Source organism: Galbibacter sp. PAP.153 (assembly GCF_037029175.1).
Lineage (GTDB): Bacteria > Bacteroidota > Bacteroidia > Flavobacteriales > Flavobacteriaceae > Galbibacter > Galbibacter pacificus.
Map to the genome: position 1 here is coordinate 16,235 of NZ_JAZEUN010000024.1, position 16,647 is coordinate 32,881.

Here is a 16,647-nt window from a genome sequence, read left to right on the forward strand (position 1 = left end):
CAATTATGTGTGCTCCGCATTAAAAAGAAGGATTTATTTCAACAAGGCGTCGAGCATAGTCCGGGATTTATTTTCGGTTTCCAGCCATTCCAATTGAGCATCAGAGTCTTTGGTAATCCCCCCGCCAACATATATAATTAATTTCCCTTCTGTATATTGCATGCACCTTAAGTTTACAAAAAGGGATGTTATTTTTTTGGTATCTTCTTTAAAATTCAGTTCTCCTAAAAACCCCGTATAATAAGCCCTGTTGTAGCCTTCTTCCTTCAAAATAAAATCTTTTGCCAACTCGGTTGGGAGTCCGCAAACGGCCGGCGTTGGGTGCAAACAAGCAACAATATCCCCAATATTACCGGTATTGGCTTTGCCACGTATATCTGTTTTTAAATGCAGCAATGGCCCCGCTTTTATCGTTTTTACTTCGGATACTTCTATTTTAGGACAGATTTTTTTCAAATTTTCAAGAATAGATTCAGTAACCAGCTCCTGTTCTGTTTTTTCCTTATCACCCCACTCAACGTCCATTTTCCCATTATATTTTTGAGTACCTGCCAATGCCATGGTTTTAAACGCCCTGTCTTCAGCAACCAATAGTACCTCGGGTGTGGCGCCAAGCCAGAGCCCTATTTCGGGATGATACCAAACATAACAAAAAGCATTTGGATATTTTTGCACAAGCTTTTTAAAAACCAAAATAAAATTAAAAGTAGGGAGTTCTATTTCTTTGGTACGCGATAAAACCACCTTTTGCAAGGCCGTTTGCTTAATGGTGGAAACTGCATTTTCTACCAGAGCCATGTGTTTTTTTTCTTTTAAACTTTCTTTCTTCAACAAAACACCGTCCAATTGTTGTTCCTCATTGGAGAAATTATGCCCGCATTCCATCGCTTGGGAATTTTCCCTTGGAATAAGTATGCTTTTTTCGCTATTGCTAAAAGGTACAAAAACAAACCCCTCCTTTGTGTATTTTTCAGTATAAAATACATCATTGGTTAATTGCAATAACCCGCTTATTTTATTAATGTTTGGCTTATTATATATTACAAATGGCTTTTGCTCTTTATGTTGCTTTTTTATTTTATCAAAAAATGCTTCGGAAGCTAACTTCATCTCTATTTTTCTTTTGGTAAAGCAATGGTGGTAAGTTTTGAAACCGATACCAGATTTCCGTCTTTATCGGTAATCTTGATTTCCCATAACTGCGTGGTCCTTCCCTTATGAATAATTGTTGCCTTGGCAAAAACTTCGCCTTCGCGAATACTTTTTACATGATTTGCAGAAATTTCTATGCCCCTGACAAAAAACTCGGAAGTATTTAAAAAAATGTACGATGCGGCACTGCCAACACTTTCGGCCAATGCCACCATTGCCCCTCCGTGCAGCACCCCATCTGGTTGGTGAACCTTGGGCGTAACCGGCATTTTGGCAATTAAATAGTCTTCGCCAAGCTCGGTATACTCAATGTTAAGCGTTTCCATGAGCGTCTTTTTGCACCGCTCTGTAATGATTGATAAAATTTTTTCTTTATCAGCATTCATATCTCTACTTTTGAAACGTAAAAATACAACAACCGCAATGAATATACCGACCCTTGAAAACGAAATTGTAAAACTTTCCCCGCTTACCATGGAGAATTACAAAAATTTATATGCCATTTCTTCAGAAAAAGATTTATTACAATATTCCCCTTCAAACATTTCCACATTGCAGGCCCTTATTGAATATGTACAGACCGCCATCGATCTTGCCAGAAAAAACGAAGCCGTTCCATTTATAATTCTTGACAAAAGGACGGACCGCTATGCCGGAAGCACCCGCTACATGAACATAGACTGGGAAAATAAAGTGTTGCACATTGGTGCCACATGGATTGGACGTGACTTTCACGGGAATGGCTTGAATACGGCAATGAAGCAATTAATGCTGGACTATGCCTTTTTTAAGATGAATTTTGAAAAGGTGGAATTTAGGATAGACGAAAGAAACATTCGTTCCAGAAAAGCAGTTGAAAAACTCGGTGCAAAACTAGAAGGCATTTTGCGTAAAAATGTTTACTTAATCAATGGTTTTAAACGTAATACCTGTTGCTACGGAATATTAAAAGAAGAATGGATTAAGAAAAGTAACTAAATTATTGCTTTCTAATTCTTACAAATAGTCTTTTTAAGGAATTCTTTTGCATTCGTACTTTAAGGATTGTCCGGTATTGCTTTTCTTTGTAGCCTATGACAAATGAAGCTACTGTTTACAAATCGTTAAAAGATTTTTTTGGTTATGATACTTTTAGGCCACTTCAAAAAGAAATCATTAATACTGTTCTAAAAGGGGAAGATTGCCTGGTAATTATGCCAACCGGTGGCGGTAAATCCATTTGTTATCAACTTCCCGCTATTTTAATGGACGGGGTAACCATTGTAATTTCCCCGTTGATTGCCTTAATGAAAGATCAAGTGGACGGACTGAACATAAACGGTATTTCGGCCCGCTATTTCAATAGCAGTCAGACCCCCGAAGAGCAACACGATATTTATGCACAATTAGAAACTAATAAAATAAAGTTGCTGTATGTTGCGCCAGAAAGCTTATCGCTACTTGAAAACATCTTTAACAAGATAAAAGTTTCGCTGTTTGCCGTAGACGAAGCCCATTGCATCTCGGCATGGGGACACGATTTTAGGCCTGCATATACACAATTGGGGCACTTAAAAAACCGCTTCTCTTCTACCCCCGTTATAGCCTTGACCGCCACTGCCGATAAGGCCACGCGTGAAGATATTTTAGAACAGCTCAATATTCCGAAAGCAAAAAAGTTTGTGGCATCTTTCGACCGGAAAAACCTAAGTTTAGAAGTACGTCCGGGAAACAAACGGATGGAACAAATTGTGAATTTTATAAAAACCAAGCCCAACCAAAGCGGGATTATATATTGCCTTAGCAGAAAAACCACCGAAACCATTGCCAATAAACTACAAAAAGCAGGCTTTAATGCCGAAGCATACCATGCAGGCTTACAACATGCGCAACGGTCTAAAATTCAAGAAGGCTTTATTAATGACACCGTAGCGATTGTTTGTGCCACCATTGCCTTTGGCATGGGTATTGACAAATCGAACGTTCGTTGGGTAATACACTACAACCTGCCCAAAAATATAGAAGGTTATTATCAAGAAATAGGTCGTGCCGGAAGGGATGGACTTCCATCTAAAACGCTTCTTTTTCATAGTTATGCCGATGTGGTACAGTTGCAAAATTTTGCAAATACCAGTGGCAATCAAGAAGTTCAGCTTGCCAAGCTGGAACGTATGAAACAATATGCCGATGCCCTTTCCTGCCGCCGGAAAATCCTGTTGAGTTATTTTGGCGAATTTTTAGAGGAAGATTGCGGAAATTGCGATGTATGCAAAAACCCGCCACAATTTTTTGATGCAACCATACTTACCCAAAAAGCATTGTCGTGCGTTGCCCGCCTCAAGGAGCTGGAAAGCATCGGACCTGTAATTGATGTATTGAGGGGCTCGCATAACCAACATGTGCTGGAAAAAGATTACCAGCACGTTAAAACCTATGGAATTGGCAACAATATCTCATGGCGGGACTGGCAACATTACATTGTACAAATGGTAAACCTTGGGTACCTTGAGATTGCATTCCATGAGCACAATGCACTAAAATTAACCCCAAGTGCCAAAAAAGTATTATTCGAAGCGCAAAAAGTGGCGCTTACAAAACCTACCGATAAAATTACTGCCAGCAATGAAACCAGTACCAATCAAACTACCAAAAACAGTTTGTTTGAACGTTTACGGAAGTTGCGGTTGGAAATTGCAAGGGAAGAAGATATTCCCGCCTATTTAATTTTTAATGATGCCACTTTAAAAGAAATTGAAAAAGAACGTCCTCTTACAGATGAAGAATTTATGCAAATTAGCGGGGTTGGTAAACGCAAACTGGAAAATTACGGGTATCAGTTTATTAAAGAAATAATAGCTTTCAATAAAGAGAAAACAAAGAAAAAAGAGCAAAAAAAGGGAAACACCCATCTTAAAACCCTTGAACTGTACCAAGAAGGCTTTTCTATAGAAGAAATTGCCCAAAAAAGGTCGTTAAGCACAACCACCATTTACTCGCACCTTATTACCCTATACGAACAGGGAAAAGATATAAATCTTATAAAATACATCAATAAAGCAGACCTCAAGGCCATAGAAAAAGCAAAAAAGGTATTGAAAAATCCCGAGCAACTAAAACCATATTACGAATATTTTGAGGAGGCCATAGATTATTGGACCATCCGTGTTTGCCTAACCCTACTTAAAGACAAAGAGAACGTTTAATAAACTATCTTGGCTGTTAAATAAAAAATAATTGTAAATCCCTTAAGCAACCTTTCCACATATTTATCATCATAGTATTGCAATGATAAATTATATAGACATGGATTCAGGACATTTTTTAATTCTGATTGGAAAATTAGCTGCTGTTTTAGGAATTGTAATATGGTTGATCAAAGAGATTGGTATTTTCATGCTTAAAAAAAGTAATAAATAACCCGTTCTCCCCTAAACCTAATGTATTTCATTTTGTTATTTTTGTAAGATTTGTATTACACAAAATTGATGTAGTCACTTTTTTCATTATTTATAAGGGTTTATATACTTTTACCCCGAAAATATTTAAATGTCGAAAAGGTGATTGAAGTTCTTATTCCAATTGGATTGTACGCCACAATACTAGGTGTATTTGTGTGGCTGGTTGCTCAAATAGGAAGAATCTATTTGAAATAAAAAAATCCCGGGCTAAAACCCGGGATTTTTTTATTTATTGAATTTGTATCAGTGCTTACTTCACTTCTTCGAAGTCTACATCCTGTACATCTTCGCCTTCTTTGGCATCGCCTCCGGCATTTGCGTTTCCTTGGGCATCGCCACCTGGAGCCGCACCACCGTTTTGCTGGGCTTCGGCCTGTGCTTTGTACATTTCTTCTGAAGCTACTTTCCAAGCCTCGTTAATTTTGTCCAAAGCAGGTTGAATGGTGTCTACTTCTTTAGATTCGTATGCTTTCTTCAATTCTTCCAAAGCATCTTCAATAGGCTTTTTCTTATCTGCCGATAATTTATCGCCAAACTCTTTCAACTGTTTTTCAGTTTGGAAGATCATGGCATCGGCTTCGTTAAGCTTATCTACTTTCTCTTTGGCTTTTTTGTCGGCATCGGCATTGGCTTCTGCTTCTTTCTTCATTTTATCGATTTCTTCTTCGGTTAAACCTGAAGAAGCCTCGATACGGATATTTTGTTCTTTATTGGTTCCTTTATCCTTAGCAGAAACATTTATAATCCCGTTTGCGTCAATATCGAAGGTTACTTCAATTTGAGGCACCCCTCTTGGTGCTGGCGGAATTCCGTCAAGGTGAAAACGTCCAATGGTTTTATTGTCTGTGGCCATTGGTCTCTCTCCCTGAAGTACGTGTATTTCTACAGAAGGCTGATTGTCTGCGGCTGTAGAGAACACTTGCGATTTTTTTGAAGGAATGGTTGTATTGGCCTCGATTAACTTGGTCATTACGCCGCCCATGGTCTCGATTCCCAAAGAAAGCGGGGTTACATCTAGCAACAATACATCTTTAACGTCCCCGGTTAGTACCCCACCTTGAATAGCGGCCCCAACGGCAACTACTTCGTCTGGGTTAACTCCTTTGGACGGTTTTTTGCCAAAGAATTTTTCTACTGCTTCTTGTACGGCAGGGATTCTTGTAGACCCACCTACCAAAATTACTTCATCAATATCGCTTTTTGAAAGTCCAGCACTTTTCAATGCTTTTTCGCAAGGTTTGATGGTTTTTTCTACCAAGTCGGCTATTAATTGTTCAAATTTAGACCTGCTCAATGTTTTCACCAAGTGTTTTGGTCCGCTTGCGGTAGCGGTAACATATGGTAAATTGATTTCGGTTTGATTTGCAGATGACAATTCAATTTTAGCCTTTTCGGCAGCTTCTTTTAATCGTTGCAATGCAATAGAATCTTTCCTTAAGTCTATATCTTCATCGGCTTTAAATTCTTCGGCCAACCAATCTATAATTTTTTCATCAACATCATCACCGCCCAAATGGGTATCGCCATCGGTTGCCAATACTTCAAAAACGCCGTCTCCCAGCTCAAGGATGGAAACGTCGTGCGTACCACCACCAAAATCGAAAACCACTATTTTCTGGTCTTCTCCTTTTTTGTCCAGCCCGTAAGCCAATGCAGCCGCGGTAGGCTCATTAATAATTCTTTCTACCTTTAAGCCTGCAATTTCACCGGCTTCCTTGGTTGCCTGACGTTGCGAATCGTTAAAATATGCTGGTACGGTAATAACCGCTTGCGTTACATCCTGACCCAAATAATCTTCGGCGGTTTTCTTCATTTTTTGAAGGATCATTGCCGATAATTCCTGTGGTGTATACAAACGTCCGTCTATGTCCACACGTGGTGTGTCGTTATCTCCTTTGGTTACTTTATAAGGTACTCTGTCTGCTTCTCTTTGAGACTCCGAGAATTTGTTCCCCATAAAACGTTTAATCGAATAAATAGTTTTATTTGGGTTGGTCACGGCTTGACGTTTGGCCGGGTCGCCAACTTTAATCTCGCCGCCTTCAACAAAAGCAATTACAGAGGGAGTCGTTCTTTTTCCTTCGGCATTAGGTATAACTACTGGCTCGTTCCCTTCCATTACGGAAACACAAGAGTTGGTTGTACCTAAGTCAATTCCAATAATTTTACTCATGTTTATGTTTTTATAGTGTTTGAAAAATCTTTTTTAATTCGGTTTGTAAAAGTCAATCTTTATGCCATGCCTAAAAAAATGACAAACTGTCATAAACAAAATGAACCACGCCAAGGCCCCGTGTAAACATTGCCCATGGAACGCACGTATGCTGACACCAATTGTTTTTATACTAATTTTGTTATCGATAAACATCCATATGGTATTAAGTTGAACCCTATAAAAAATGGCCTTGGAAGAAATTAGAAAACAGTTTGAAAAAAACGTTTCCATTACCGATGCAGATTGGCAGCTATTTGCCTCGAAATTAAAGCGGATGGAATACCCCAAAAAATCCGTTATTTTAAAAAGGGGGAATATAGAAACCTCTCTTTCTTTTATTGAAAAAGGTATTGTGCGCTTCTATATACCAAAAATAGACAACGACCTTACCTTTAGTTTTTCATTTGCGAATTCGTTTGTAAGTGCATACGATTCTTTTTTAACGCAGACCCTTTCCACTTACAATGTGGAAACCATTACAGCAACGGTTCTCTGGCGGTTAACGTACAATGACCTTCAGGAAATATACCAAACAACACAAATTGGAAATACCATTGGCAGGATTGCAGGTGAAGACTTGTTTCTGAAAAAATCCAAACGGGAAATTTCACTGTTGAAAAATACTGCGGAAGAAAGGTATTTAAGTCTTTTTTTAGACAGGCCGGAATTAATTAAACAGATTCCGCTAAAATATATTGCATCGTATATTGGAATTACCCCACAAGCTTTAAGTCGGATAAGAAAGCGTATTTCTTAACTTGGGTTCATTGTGAAAAGCGTGGAAAGATTGGAACTTTGCAGAAACCTTTTTTGAAAAATTCATCTTAAAAAAACAATCAATGAAACCGCTAATTGTACTCATAGGCTCTTTTTTGTTTTCCGCTTTACTACTTAAATTAATACATCGGCATATCGATTATAAATTGGCTGCACGAATTGCAATGACCCTTATGCTGGTTTTTACCGCAATCGGCCATTTTGCTTTTGGCAAGGGCATGCAACAAATGTTGCCTGATTTTATTCCGTACAGGTTTGAAATTGTAATATTAACAGGCATTATGGAAATATGCTTGGCAATCGGACTGTTATTTCCCCAATATAGAATTATCGTTGGCTGGATGTTAATAGCTTTTTTTGTTCTGGTTTTGCCGGCCAATATCTATGCGGCCCTAAACCATATAAATTACCAAACCGGGGAATACAATGGAAACGGACTAACTTATCTTTGGTTTAGGGTTCCATTACAGCTATTCTTTATTGTATGGGTTTATTTTTCCAGTTTAAGGTAGGGTTAAACTACTGGAAATTACTTTTGACATTTTTTTAAGGTAACCTTCATTTAAATTTAATATTAACCAATCAACAACTTTAAACATTTATACTTTTAACTTCGGTAACAAAATGTATATTTGCCATCGCTAAAACGTTTTCGTTCATGGAGTGCATAAGTGTTTTTGATATGCTTAAAATTGGCGTGGGCCCTTCCAGTTCTCATACTTTAGGACCATGGAGAGCCGCCGAAAGATGGATTGCGGAGCTAAAGGAAATGGGACATTTTAAACAAGTGTCTGCAATTACCGTTCATGTATACGGCTCGCTTTCCCTAACCGGAAAAGGGCATGCTACCGACTTGGCCATCCTTTTGGGCCTTTCGGGTGCCGATCCTGAATACATCCCTATTGAGGACATTAATGGTATTGTTGCAAAAATTAAAAGTGAAGGCAGTTTAAGTTTTAACAATGAAAAGATTTTACCTTTTAATTATAAGGAAAACATTGTTTTTCACCGGGAATTTCTTCCTTTCCATGCAAACGGGCTCACTTTTGAAGCAAGACTGAGTTCTGGAAAAACGATTACAGAAACCTATTATTCCATTGGCGGTGGTTTTGTGGTCAAAGAAGAATTAATCCATGCCAAGGAAAATCTCAAGACCCTTAAAACATTTCCCTTTCCCACCCAAAAAGGAACAGAATTACTTGTGTATTGCCAACAGGAAAATGCCAATATTTCTGATATTGTTTTGGAAAACGAGCGGTCGCTCAGGACAGATATTGAAATAGACCGGGAACTATTGCGTATTTGGAATACAATGCTGGAATGCATGCATACGGGTTGCCATACGGAAGGTAACCTTCCCGGCGGGCTCAATGTACGCCGACGCGTATACGACACCCACCAGCGCTTAATGGGCAATGTACCCTATTCATCGCCTCAGGAATGGTTGGAAGCTATAAGAAAAACCGAAGTTAAATTCAGGCAAATTCTTAAATGGGTAAGTTGTTTTGCCATTGCCGTTAACGAAGTAAATGCTTCGCTAGGCAGGGTTGTAACGGCTCCAACCAATGGAAGTGCCGGGGTTATTCCTGCTGTTTTAATGTATTACCTGGTTATTGAAAACCATAACGCAGGATTTAATGAGATAAAAAAATTCCTTTTGGTTGCCGGGGAAATAGGGAGCATCTTTAAAAAAGGAGCCACCATTTCGGCTGCCATGGGCGGGTGTCAGGCAGAAATTGGCGTATCCTCGGCAATGGCCGCGGGAGCCTTAACAGAATTATTGGGAGGAACCCCCGAACAAGTGCTCATGGCCGCAGAAATTGCCATGGAACACCATTTGGGATTGACCTGCGACCCCATTGGCGGACTCGTGCAGGTACCGTGCATTGAACGCAATTCCATGGGTGCCATAAAAGCAATTAATGCTGCCGAACTGGCACTGGATACCGACCCAAAAAATGCCAAGGTACCATTAGACAAAGTAGTAAATACCATGTGGGAGACTGCCAAAGACATGAACTCGAAATATAAAGAAACCTCCGAGGGCGGTCTGGCCGTTGGCGTGCATTTAAGCGATTGCTGATTGTATATCGGGAATTGATAGGAAAATGCATTTATTTTAATCCCCCTATCTCTTTAATAAAGTGGCCAAAATCCTAACAAAAAGCTAAAACATTTGGTATTGTAATATAATTTTAATCCTTTTGAAGCGTTTATCCCAATAACAATAAAAAGATAACATTTATGAAATTATTTAAAACTATATTGAGTGTTTTATGTATTGTAACCATGTTTACTGCTTGTGGTTCTTCTGATGACGATTTTGCTTCCGGTCCGGATGTAGATGATTGCCTCGGGCTTGGAGACCCACAGCTAAAACTGTCTATTCAAGATACTTATACTACACTTCCCGGTAAGGTTTCGGTATTTTTTAAGGTGAATACACTTGAAGGCGAACCGGTATCAAACTTAACGGCAAACAATTTTAGCATCTACGAAAAAGGACGAAACGATAATTGCTACAAGCCTATATCGCCTTCCGAATCAAACGGGAGGATTTCCCCTAATTCGCAAATATTCAATACAAATACGCTTCTTGTACTCGATTTAAGTAACAGTGTATTAAGTTCCAGTTTAGAAGAATTAAAAACTGCATCGGTTAGTTTTGTTGAAGAAGTAATGCCCGCTACTCCTGATGAAAAATTTAAAATGGCCATTTATTGGTTCGACGGAAGCGATGAACTGCACGAATTAAACGCATTAACATCAGACCGTGCAGCGTTAACGACCGCAATCGACAGCATAACAAGCGACATAAGTCAAGACCCATCTACCGATTTGTACGGTGCGGTTATAAAATCTACCGATATAGCAACGGGAATACTCCAGGAAAACGAAGAACTTGATATCTTGGCAGCATCATCTGTAGTTGTTTTTACCGATGGAACCGATCAGGCTGCCCGTTATAGCGAAAGCGATGCCATTAATAAAGTAAAAAATGCCGACGAGAATATTTCTTTTTTCACCATTGGCCTTGGTAATGAAATCGACGAGAATGTCCTGACTCAAATTGGTAAAACCGGAAGTGCATTTGCCAGCAACAAAGAAGAGCTGGAAGATACTTTTCAGGATATCTCTGAAAATGTTGCAGGACAAGCCAATAGTTATTACCTATTTGAATACTGTAGTCCGAAACGAGACGGAAGCGGTGTTAACCAGCTGGTTATCCAAGCCAAGCGCGGTGAAGAGCAAGGCGCCATCCAAACAGAGTTTGACGCTACCGGGTTTACCGGAGGATGTAAATAAAACTTATTATTTAATAACACTTAAAAGCAAAAAAAGAGCCTTTTAAAAAGGCTCTTTTTTTATGATTGATATTCTTTTACGATATTCATCCTGAGTTTTCTAAAATAGTCTTCCGCCAGCCAATCTCTATAATTCTTGGTGCTTTTGCTTATACAATACGAGTATCTTTTTATACGGCTGTCTATATCCTCTTTTAGCTCCATTGCCAGCATTCTCGCCTCGTATGCATCATCACTATTGTCAACGCACATTTTGGTGTGCTGTGTCAAAGAACGTTCCAATATTACTTTAGAACGCAATCCTTTTTTAATAGTTTCATCATAAATTTCTTCAATATTAAGAGAAACATCGGCAGTATTTTTAAATTTTTCACGGAGTTTTGGCGGCATTTCGTAAACAAAATTGCTTTCAATTTCTTCGTCGTCCTTAATGTTTTCCAAATAAAAATCGGGATACCTAAAAATGTGCTGCCAGTCTACCGGCTCGCTCCATAAACCAAACCGGGCAACGTTATTGCCCAAATCTATCACTTTAAACTTATTTTTATTTGGCAACACGCGCGAACCACGGCCTATCATTTGAAAATAAAGTGTTAGCGACCGCGTGGCACGGTTTAAAATAATGGTCTCTACAGATGGCTCGTCAAAGCCAGTGGTTAAAATACTTACCGAACTTAAAATAGCATCGGGCGTGTTTTTAAACCATTTCAAAATTGCCTTACGCTCTTTGTTGCTGTGCGTATTATCTAAATGCCTCACCGGATAACCGGCTTCCCTGAACATTTCGTAAACATACCAAGATGTGTTAATCCCGTTGTTAAAAATAAGGGTTTTGGTCCCTTTGGCCTTTTCTTCGTATGCATGCAGCAGCTTTTCCTGCATTTCCAGGTTTGAATACAGTGCCTCTGAAGATTTTACCGTATAATCGCCATTGATACCAATTTTTAAGGTCCCAAGACCCACATCAAACGAAAAGGTATCGGCTTTTGCCAAAAAACCCTTGTCGATAAGTGTCTTTATGGCTTCCCCGATAATCAGCTCATTGTAATTATCCTTCATGGGAAGCTTTATATTCGAGCTCAACGGGGTTGCGGTAACACCAAGGATAAAACTGTTTTTAAAATAAGACAATAGTTTTCTAAAAGAATTGTAATGCGCCTCATCTATTATTACAAGACCTACGTCTTCTATCTCCAGCTTGTTGTCGTTCAGCCTGTTTTTTAAGGTTTCTACCATGGCAACAAAGCACATATAGTCCTTTTGGTCGGGCAATTCCTTAACCTTGCTGTTTATAACCTTATTTTTGACGTTAAAGCCACGCAGCATTTTGGAGGTTTGCTTACTTAGTTCTATTCTATGCGTAAGCACCACCACTTTTTTATTGTTTTCCTGAATATACCTTCGTACAATTTCAGAAAAAATAACTGTCTTCCCCCCACCTGTTGGCAATTGGTACAAAAGGTGGTAATTATGCGGCTTGTTATGTATACGATCAAAAATCTCGTCTATTGCCCCTTTTTGATAATCGTAGAGCTCCTTTTTTTCTTCTTCTTCAATCGCAAACATGCTTTCTTTTTAGGTAAATGGTTAAACGGGCAAATTTAGCTAGTTTTATCCTTAAAGTGAAATTTTCGACAGAGATAAACACAAGATTAACAAAGAAGTGGCTTTTTTTTCAGCCTAAAAATCAAAAATCACTGGAAATGAAGCTTTTATACAATACTTAACATAATCGCTATGGTCGTTCCATATATTTATCCTAGCTTCGCACTTTATTAAAAACTCAAGCCCGCAAAAATGCTGGCAATAATTAAAATGTATATATGAGTCAAGTAAAGGAAAACGACACAGTTAAAGTTCATTACACGGGAAAATTGGAGGACGGTCAAGTTTTTGACAGTTCACTGGAAAGAGAACCATTGGAATTCACGCTTGGTCAGGGACAATTAATCCCCGGGTTTGAAAACGGAATTTTAAACATGTCGGTTAACGAAAAGAAGACTATCAATATTCCTTCTGCAGAAGCTTATGGTGACATAAGGGAAGAATTGTTCCAGGAAATCCCTAAAGCAGAACTTCCAGAAAACATAGAACCAAAAAAAGGAATGGGGCTTGTTTCCAGAACTCCTGACGGAAGAGAAATACAATTGGTGGTTGCCGATGTAAAAGACGCGTCGATTGTAGTAGATGCCAACCATCCATTGGCAGGAAAAGACCTTACCTTTGAAATTGAAGTATTGGAGATTAAATAGTTTTTTAATCCACTTAATAACAAACGCCTGATGATTTATTTCTCAGGCGTTTTTTTGTAATAGCTTCTTCCTAAAGGAAAAAACATGCCCGTAAATCTTAAAATTATCCTAAAAAACAGGGTTTTAAGACATTAAAAGGGAGTTGTATTTGCTTTTCTGGAAAAAAAATGTTATTAATGCTAGGTTATTATCAATTTATAGAAAAAAATACATGAGACAACTTAAAATTATAAAGCAGGTAACCAACCGCGAGTCGAAATCTTTAGATAAGTATTTGCAAGATATAAGCAAGATTGATATGATTACTGCCGATGAAGAAGTAGAATTGGCACAGCGTATCCGTGAAGGCGATCAGGTTGCCCTAGAAAAGTTAACAAAAGCTAACTTACGCTTTGTGGTTTCGGTTGCAAAACAATATCAAAATCAAGGGCTTAAATTGCCCGACCTTATCAACGAAGGCAATTTGGGCTTGGTAAAAGCTGCCAAAAGGTTTGATGAAACCCGTGGTTTTAAATTTATATCGTATGCAGTTTGGTGGATACGCCAATCTATTTTACAGGCATTGGCAGAGCAGTCGAGAATAGTAAGGCTGCCGCTTAATAAAATTGGGTCCATCAATAAAATCAATAAAGCATACTCTTTTCTGGAACAAGAGCACGAAAGGGCCCCTTCGGCCGAAGAGATCGCAAAAGAACTGGACATGACCGTTAAGGACGTAAAACAGTCCATGCGGAATTCGGGAAGGCACCTTTCCATGGACGCCCCTTTAAAAGAAGGGGAAACATCCAATTTGTACGATGTGGTCCGCTCTGGCGAGTCCCCTAACCCGGACAAAGACCTGTTGCACGATTCCTTAAACATTGAAATAAACCGTGCCCTGGAAACGCTTACCACCCGTGAAGCCGATGTAATCAGGCTAAACTATGGCATTGGCGACCAACAGCCCATGACCTTGGAAGAAATAGGCGATGTATTCGACCTTACCAGGGAGCGCGTTAGGCAGATCAGGGAAAAAGGCATTAGAAGACTCCGCCATAATTCCAGAAGTAAAATTTTAAAAATGTATTTAGGCTAAAAAGTTTTAATCAATAATTTATATCCCGCTTCATCCAAGCGGGATTTTTTTTCGTATACATAAGCAGTGGCTTCACCATAACTTTAATACACCTTTAACCAAAAGACATTAAAAAAAATTGTTTGTTTGTAATCTATGGATAAGATAAAAGCCTATTTAAAAAAATATAAAAAGCAACTGCTCATCGCTTTGGCGAGTTTTTTTGGACTCATCATTGTTTTTGTATTAAGTGTGTATTTAGGGGCCTGGGGGCATATTCCTTCTGAAAAGGAGCTTTCTGAACTCAACCTGAACGAAGCCACAGAAATATTGTCAAACGACGGCAGGCTCATTGGGAAACTGTACATAAACGACAGGCAGCCAATCCCTTTTGACAGTATTCCAGAAACGCTTATCAATGCACTTGTAGCTACAGAAGATGCCCGTTTTTACGAGCACAACGGCGTGGACAATAAAAGTTTGCTTCGTGTTTTTTTTAAAACAATCCTGCTCCAAGACGAGTCATCGGGTGGCGGGAGCACCATTACCCAACAGTTGGCAAAGAACCTATACCCTAGAAAAAGCCTGGGCTCGTTGGGAATAATTGTGCATAAATTAAGAGAATCCATAATTGCCAAAAGGCTGGAAGATGTATATTCAAAAGATGAAATTTTATTGCACTATTTAAATACGGTTCCGTTTAGCGACAATACCTACGGAATAGAAAGTGCCTCAAAACACTTTTTCAATAAAACAGCATCGCATTTGTCCATTGTTGAAGCCGCTACGCTCGTGGGCTCGTTAAAAGCCACTTATTATTACAATCCAAAATTATTTCCAAAAAGGAGCATGCAACGGAGAAACGTAGTGCTTTATCAAATGAAAAACTACAAATACCTCGATGAAGAAGCATACGATACCCTTTCTAAAGACACCTTAAAACTGGACATCCAGCAATATAGCTACAACGACGGCATGGCGCCTTATTTTAGGGAACATGTAAGGCTATATTTAAAAGATTGGCTGAAAGAGTACAACCAGAAAAAAGATACCACCATAAATATTTATACCGACGGATTAAAAATACATACCACTATTAATTATGAAATGCAAAAATTGGCCGAAGAAGCCATTAAAGAACATTTAAGCAAGCTTCAGCAACAATTTGAAGAAAGTTATGGAGAAAAGGCTCCGTGGCTTACCAACAAGCTTCTTATAAATACTGCACTGAAAAAAACAACTTCTTATAAAAAATTGGCCAATGCCAGCTTGAATGACGCCCAGATTATGGATTCCCTTCAGAAAGAAAAAGAAATAAAAGTTTTTGAATGGGATAGCATTTCTAAACAAAACTTGAGTACGGTAGATAGCCTAAAACATTATTTAAAATATTTAAATTGTGGGTTTGTATCCGTTAACCCAAAAAATGGCGCCCTGCAAACATGGGTCGGCGGAATTGACTACGAGTTTTTTAAATACGACCATGTAATACAAAGTAAGCGCCAAGTGGGGTCTACCTTTAAACCTTTTGTTTACACTACTGCCATTGAAAATGGATTGGACCCGTGCACGTATTTTTCGGTGGAGCCCGTTTCTTACGAAAACCTAAAAGGCTGGACCCCAGAAAATGCCTCAAAAGACGAAGATGAAGAATACATGAACTATTCCATGGAATACGCATTGAGCAATTCCATTAACACAATTGCCGTAAAAGTACTGGAAAAAGCAGGTATAAAAAATACCATATTGCAGGCACAAAAAATGGGCATTACCTCTGCCCTGCCAGAAGTTCCTTCGTTAGCTTTGGGTACGGCAGAAGTTAGCGTCATGGAAATGGCAAAAGCCTATACTTCATACGTAAATAACGGAATTCCCGCTACGCCCTTTTTTATAACAAAAATAGAAGACGATCATGGAAATGTCTTGATGGAACACGAAAAACCGGAAGAAAACGAAAAAGCTATTTCTGACACCACTAGGGAAGTTATGCTGGAAATGATGAAAGCTACAATTAATAGCGGTACAGCAACCCGGTTACGGGGTACGTATGGACTAAAAAACGATATAGCCGGAAAAACAGGTACCACCCAAAATAATAAGGATGCGTGGTTTGTGGGCATTACACCGGCATTGGTAAGCGTAACCTGGGTTGGGCTGGACAATCACCAAATAGGCTTTAAAACAACGGCCATGGGGCAAGGTGCTAATGCTGCCTTACCTATATTTGGCTTATGGTTGCAAAAAATGAACAAACAAAAAGAGTTAGATGCCATTACACAAACAACATTTAAAACTCCATCAAAAGAAATATTGGAAAGCCTTGATTGCAACCCGGAAAAACGCGATGGTTTTTTTAAAAGATTGTTCAACAATCCAAATAAAAAGAAAAGCAGGAAATTTAAAAGCAAGAAGTAACTATTTTATTACACTTCTTTTATGTTAAATTTGTATCGCT

General features: G+C 38.8%; 13 protein-coding genes. 9 read left to right on the forward strand and 4 right to left on the reverse strand.

Annotated elements, in window-relative coordinates; all coding sequences use genetic code 11:
- Positions 1–33 precede the first annotated feature (33 nt).
- Together UXI14_RS14805 and UXI14_RS14810 are read right to left on the reverse strand one after the other, a co-directional pair.
- The gene (locus tag UXI14_RS14805) at positions 34–1,110 is read right to left on the reverse strand and encodes an isochorismate synthase (RefSeq protein WP_277899178.1); all 1,077 of its coding nucleotides are present in this window, start codon (positions 1,108–1,110) and stop codon (positions 34–36) included.
- A gap of 2 nt (positions 1,111–1,112) precedes the next feature.
- Positions 1,113–1,538 (reverse strand): hotdog fold thioesterase, encoded by a 426-nt coding sequence (locus tag UXI14_RS14810; protein WP_277899177.1) that lies wholly within the window; start codon positions 1,536–1,538, stop codon positions 1,113–1,115.
- A 37-nt stretch (positions 1,539–1,575) separates the two neighbouring features.
- Here UXI14_RS14810 and UXI14_RS14815 point away from each other — a divergent pair, with 37 nt between their 5' ends.
- Together UXI14_RS14815 and recQ are read left to right on the forward strand one after the other, a co-directional pair.
- Positions 1,576–2,130, forward strand: a complete 555-nt coding sequence (locus tag UXI14_RS14815) for a GNAT family protein (RefSeq protein WP_277899176.1) — start codon at positions 1,576–1,578, stop codon at positions 2,128–2,130.
- 95 nt (positions 2,131–2,225) lie between these two features.
- Positions 2,226–4,334, forward strand: a complete 2,109-nt coding sequence (recQ, locus tag UXI14_RS14820; protein WP_277899175.1) for a DNA helicase RecQ — start codon at positions 2,226–2,228, stop codon at positions 4,332–4,334.
- Positions 4,335–4,839: 505 nt separating this feature from the next.
- Here recQ and dnaK read toward each other — a convergent pair.
- A complete protein-coding gene (gene dnaK, locus UXI14_RS14825) occupies positions 4,840–6,762 on the reverse strand; it encodes a molecular chaperone DnaK (protein WP_335966801.1) in 1,923 nt (640 codons plus the stop codon).
- Positions 6,763–6,994: 232 nt separating this feature from the next.
- Between dnaK and UXI14_RS14830 the strand changes: the two genes are divergently transcribed.
- From UXI14_RS14830 to UXI14_RS14845, 4 genes are all read left to right on the forward strand, one after another.
- Positions 6,995–7,561, forward strand: a complete 567-nt coding sequence (locus tag UXI14_RS14830) for a Crp/Fnr family transcriptional regulator (RefSeq protein ID WP_335966802.1) — start codon at positions 6,995–6,997, stop codon at positions 7,559–7,561.
- An 82-nt stretch (positions 7,562–7,643) separates the two neighbouring features.
- Positions 7,644–8,093 (forward strand): hypothetical protein, encoded by a 450-nt coding sequence (locus UXI14_RS14835; protein WP_277899173.1) that lies wholly within the window; start codon positions 7,644–7,646, stop codon positions 8,091–8,093.
- Positions 8,094–8,239: 146 nt separating this feature from the next.
- Positions 8,240–9,664, forward strand: a complete 1,425-nt coding sequence (locus tag UXI14_RS14840; protein WP_335966803.1) for an L-serine ammonia-lyase — start codon at positions 8,240–8,242, stop codon at positions 9,662–9,664.
- A 161-nt stretch (positions 9,665–9,825) separates the two neighbouring features.
- Positions 9,826–10,887 carry a VWA domain-containing protein gene (locus tag UXI14_RS14845; protein WP_277899171.1) on the forward strand — a complete coding sequence of 354 codons (1,062 nt, stop codon included), beginning with the start codon at positions 9,826–9,828 and terminating at the stop codon, positions 10,885–10,887.
- A gap of 59 nt (positions 10,888–10,946) precedes the next feature.
- On the opposite strand, the gene UXI14_RS14850 is transcribed toward UXI14_RS14845, so the two are convergent.
- Positions 10,947–12,452: a DEAD/DEAH box helicase family protein gene (locus tag UXI14_RS14850; RefSeq protein ID WP_277899169.1), complete on the reverse strand. Its 1,506-nt coding sequence runs from the start codon at positions 12,450–12,452 to the stop codon at positions 10,947–10,949.
- 257 nt (positions 12,453–12,709) lie between these two features.
- On the opposite strand from UXI14_RS14850, the gene UXI14_RS14855 reads away from it, so the two are divergent.
- The 3 genes from UXI14_RS14855 to UXI14_RS14865 all read left to right on the forward strand — a co-directional run bounded on the left by UXI14_RS14855 (position 12,710) and on the right by UXI14_RS14865 (position 16,607).
- A complete protein-coding gene (locus tag UXI14_RS14855) occupies positions 12,710–13,138 on the forward strand; it encodes a peptidylprolyl isomerase (RefSeq protein ID WP_277899168.1) in 429 nt (142 codons plus the stop codon).
- A 211-nt stretch (positions 13,139–13,349) separates the two neighbouring features.
- Positions 13,350–14,213: an RNA polymerase sigma factor RpoD/SigA gene (locus UXI14_RS14860; RefSeq protein ID WP_335966804.1), complete on the forward strand. Its 864-nt coding sequence runs from the start codon at positions 13,350–13,352 to the stop codon at positions 14,211–14,213.
- A 135-nt stretch (positions 14,214–14,348) separates the two neighbouring features.
- Positions 14,349–16,607, forward strand: coding sequence for a transglycosylase domain-containing protein (locus tag UXI14_RS14865; RefSeq protein WP_277899166.1), 2,259 nt, complete (start codon positions 14,349–14,351; stop codon positions 16,605–16,607).
- Positions 16,608–16,647 lie beyond the last annotated feature (40 nt).